Here is a 3871-nt window from a genome sequence, read left to right on the forward strand (position 1 = left end):
GCGAAACCCTAAGTAGCCGTTACCGCAGCAATGGATATGTACGCCTGAAAAAAGCCTTACCCCTGCCGCCGCAGACGAGCAAGCGTCATGGCAGTGTCCTCGATCATATCCTCCTGGCCACCCACCATCCCACGGCGTCCCATCTCAACGAGAATTTCCCGGGCCGACACGCCGTATTTCTTCTCGGCGCGCTTGGCGAACAGCAGGAACGAGCCATAGACCCCGGCGTAGCCCATGGTCAGGGCATCGCGGTCGCTGCGGATCGGAAAGTCCATGATCGGCACCACCAGGTCTTCGGCCACGTCCTGGATGCCAAACACGCTGACGCCGGTGTCGATGCCCATGCGGTCACACACCGCCACCAGTACTTCCATCGGCGTGTTGCCCGCTCCGGCACCGAGGCCCGCGCAGGCGGCGTCGATCCGGTTGGCCCCGGCGGCAATCGCGGCGATGGAGTTGGACACGCCCATCGACAGGTTGTGGTGGCCATGAAAGCCGATCTCGGTTTCCGGCTTGAGGGCCGCACGCATCGCCGCCACGCGGGCGCTGACGTCGTGGGGCAGCAGGTAGCCCGCCGAGTCGGTCAGGTAGATGCAGTTGGCGCCGTAGCTTTCCATCAGCAAGCCTTGCTTGACCAGGCCTTCGGGGCTGTTCATGTGGGCCATCATCAGGAAACCAACGGTGTCCATGCCCAGGCCGCGAGCGTGGGATATGTGCTGTTCGCTGACATCGGCCTCGGTGCAATGGGTGGCGACGCGAATGGTGTTGACCCCCAGTTCATGGGCCATTTTCAGGTGATCGACGGTGCCGATGCCCGGCAGCAGCAGGGCCGAAACCTTGGCCTTTTTCATCAGCGGGATCACTGCCGACAGATACTCCTCGTCGGTGTGGGCCGGGAAGCCATAGTTCACCGAGCTACCGCCGAGGCCGTCGCCGTGGGTGACTTCGATCAGCGGCACGCCGGCCGCGTCGAGGCCGCAGGCGATGTCTTTCATCTGTTGCAGGCTGATCTGGTGACGCTTGGGGTGCATGCCGTCGCGCAGGCACATGTCGTGAACGGTGATGCTTTTGCCGCGAAGATCCATGGTCGGCTCCTTATGCGTGGGCGGTTTGGACGGTAGCGTTCAGCACAAGCTCGCCCTTGAGGATTTCCTCGGCGAACATCTCGGCAGTGCGCGCCGCGGCAGCGGTCATGATGTCGAGGTTGCCGGCGTACTTGGGCAGGTAGTCGCCCAGGCCTTCGACTTCCATGAAGATCGACACCCGATTGCCGTCGAACACCGGGCCGTTGACCAGCTTGTAGCCGGGCACGTAGCGCTGCACTTGCTTGATCATGGCCTCGATGGCGGCGGTGATTGCCGGCTGGTCGGGTTCGCTGGCGGTCAGGCAATGCACGGTGTCGCGCATGATCAGCGGCGGCTCGGCGGGGTTGATGATGATGATCGCCTTGCCTTTTTTCGCGCCGCCGACCTTTTCCACTGCGCTGGAAGTGGTGCGGGTGAACTCGTCGATGTTTTTCCGGGTGCCGGGGCCGACCGATTTCGAAGCGGCAGTGGCGATGATTTCGGCGTACTCCACCGGCTGCACGCTGGACACCGCCGCCACCAGCGGAATGGTGGCCTGGCCGCCGCAGGTGACCATGTTGACGTTCATCACGCCCAGGCCCAGTTGCGCCTTGAGGTTGACGGGTGGCACGCAATACGGGCCGATGGCCGCCGGGGTCAGGTCGATCATCAACACGCCCAGGGCATTGAGCTTGCGCGAGTTCTGCGCGTGCACATAGGCCGAGGTCGCGTCGAAGGCGATCTGGATCTGGTCTTCGAGAACATGCGGCAGCAGTCCGTCGACGCCATCGGCGGTGGTCTTCAGGCCCAGCTCGCGAGCCCGCGACAGGCCTTCGGAGGTGGCATCGATGCCGACCATCCACACCGGTTCCAGCACCTCGCTGCGCATCAGTTTGTACAGCAGGTCGGTGCCGATGTTGCCTGGCCCGATCAGCGCGCATTTGATCTTTTTACTCATGTTTTCTGGCTCCTGAAGAGGGAAGGGCGATCAAGGGACGAAGCGCAGGCTGGTTTCGCCCAGCCCGGTCATGGACAGGCTGATATGGTCGCCGGCGACCACGGGCACCAGCGGCGCCAGAGCACCGGAAAGAATGATCTCGCCACGGCGGAACGGGATGCCCAGCTCACCCAGGGTATTGGCCAGCCAGGCCACTGCGGCGCAGGGATGACCTTGCACCGCCGACCCCAGGCCCGAGCCTGCCGGTTGGCCGTTTTTGAGCATTTGCATGTGCACGGCGGCCAGGTCCAGCGAGCGCGGGTCGATGCGCTGGGTACCGAGGGCGAACACGCCACAGGAGGCGTTGTCGGCCACGGTGTCCTGGATACGGATCTGCCAGTCATCGATTCGCGAATCGACGATCTCGAAGCACGGCACGACCCATTGGCTGGCGGCCAGCACGTCCTCGGCACTGATGCCTGGGCCTTGCAAATCTTCGCCGAGGATAAAGGCGATCTCGCCTTCGGCCCGTGGCTGGATCAGGTTGTATCGGGCCAGGCTGACATCGCAGCCATCCTCGACCTGCATGGCATGGGTGAGGAAGCCGAAGTCCGGTTGATGGACATCGAGCATTTCCTGCACGGCGCGGCTGGTGACCCCGATTTTCTTGCCGATCACGCGCTCGCCTAGGGCTTCACGGCGTTGCAGGAAGTGCAGGGAAATGCGGTAAGCCTGCTCCAGGGTGATCTGCGGATAACGGCGGGTCAGAGGGGGTAGCGTCTGCCGGCTGCGCAGGGCGTTGAACAGCTCGTCACCGAGCGCGTTGATCAATTGGGCGTCCATGGCGAGGGCTCCAGATGGGTGGAAGAAAAAAGGCCCGCCCCGACATCATCAGAGGCGAGCCCAAAGGAGTGGGTCAGCCGGGCCAGACCGACGAGTCGGCACCGCCATCGACATCGATGATCTTGCCGGTTACCCAGGCCGATGCGGGGCTGGCCAGGTACAGCGCGGCGGCGGCGATGTCTTGCGGGGTGCCCAGGCATTTGAGCGGGGTGTTGTTTTCCATGGCCTCGCGCATGGCGGCGGGCATCACGCCGTTCAACGCTTCGGTCAAGGTAGGGCCGGGGGCGACGGCGTTGACCCGGATCTGCGGCGCGAAGTCCTGGGCCAACAAGCGGGTCAGATGGCTGAGGGCCGCCTTGGCCGTGCCGTAGGCGCTGAAATGGCGCTGGGCATAACGCGCCGCCACCGAGCTGATATTGATGATGTTGCCGCCACCGGCCTCGCGCATCAGTGGCACGCACAACTGGCAGAAGGCGTAGCTGGTGGCGACGTTGAAGGTCAGCACCTGGGCGAACTCTTCGGGCGTCATCACCAGCGGATCGTTGGGCCCGCCACCGCCGACGTTGTTCACCAGATGAGTGATCCGGCCCATGTGCTCAACGCTTTGACGCACCAGCGCCAGGCGTTGTCCAGCATCGTTGACGTCACAGGCGATGGCCAGGGCGCGTCGGCCCAGGCCGCGTACCTCTTCGGCCACTGCCTCTACCTCGTCCAGCGAACGCGCCGAGCACACCACATCGGCACCGGCTTCGGCATACGCCAGGGCAATCGCCCGACCAATACCCCGGCCGCTGCCGGTGACAATGGCGACGCTGCCATGCATTTGGAAACGCTGCAAAATACTCATGGGCCCTTGCTCCGTGGGGTCGACTTTGGATGGGTTTACTATCGCTGTGGTGATCGGGTTGGGCATCGTCTCAACGGACTAGCGGGGATTGGATGGTGTACATATCCGTTTCTTCGGTAACGGCGACTTAGGGTTTCGCCCTTACGGCGACTTACTTGGAAAAGCCCCAAGTAACCAAGG

The 3871-nt window shown here is 63.5% G+C and carries 4 protein-coding genes; all 4 read right to left on the reverse strand.

Translation table 11 applies throughout. From position 1 onward, the window contains the following. Window positions 1–56 precede the first annotated feature (56 nt). The 4 genes from dmpG to PMI31_RS25355 all read right to left on the reverse strand — a co-directional run bounded on the left by dmpG (window position 57) and on the right by PMI31_RS25355 (window position 3691). Window positions 57–1085, reverse strand: coding sequence for a 4-hydroxy-2-oxovalerate aldolase (gene dmpG, locus PMI31_RS25340; RefSeq protein WP_008022216.1), 1029 nt, complete (start codon window positions 1083–1085; stop codon window positions 57–59). Between the two features lie 10 nt (window positions 1086–1095). Further along, window positions 1096–2022, reverse strand: a complete 927-nt coding sequence (locus PMI31_RS25345) for an acetaldehyde dehydrogenase (acetylating) (protein WP_008022218.1) — start codon at window positions 2020–2022, stop codon at window positions 1096–1098. 30 nt (window positions 2023–2052) lie between these two features. Further along, window positions 2053–2844 carry a fumarylacetoacetate hydrolase family protein gene (locus PMI31_RS25350; RefSeq protein ID WP_008022220.1) on the reverse strand — a complete coding sequence of 264 codons (792 nt, stop codon included), beginning with the start codon at window positions 2842–2844 and terminating at the stop codon, window positions 2053–2055. Window positions 2845–2917: 73 nt separating this feature from the next. After that, window positions 2918–3691, reverse strand: coding sequence for a glucose 1-dehydrogenase (locus PMI31_RS25355; protein ID WP_008022222.1), 774 nt, complete (start codon window positions 3689–3691; stop codon window positions 2918–2920). Between the last annotated feature and the right edge of the window lie 180 nt (window positions 3692–3871).

Origin of the sequence: Pseudomonas sp. GM55, from assembly GCF_000282395.1 — a bacterium.
Classification (GTDB): Bacteria; Pseudomonadota; Gammaproteobacteria; order Pseudomonadales; family Pseudomonadaceae; genus Aquipseudomonas; species Aquipseudomonas fluorescens_CC.

Coding starts and splice junctions, on each gene's coding strand:
- dmpG (WP_008022216.1), bottom strand. CDS start 1,085: ATGGATCTTCGCGGCAAAAGCATCACCGTTCACGACATGTGCCTGCGC.
- PMI31_RS25345 (WP_008022218.1), bottom strand. CDS start 2,022: ATGAGTAAAAAGATCAAATGCGCGCTGATCGGGCCAGGCAACATCGGC.
- PMI31_RS25350 (WP_008022220.1), bottom strand. CDS start 2,844: ATGGACGCCCAATTGATCAACGCGCTCGGTGACGAGCTGTTCAACGCC.
- PMI31_RS25355 (WP_008022222.1), bottom strand. CDS start 3,691: ATGAGTATTTTGCAGCGTTTCCAAATGCATGGCAGCGTCGCCATTGTC.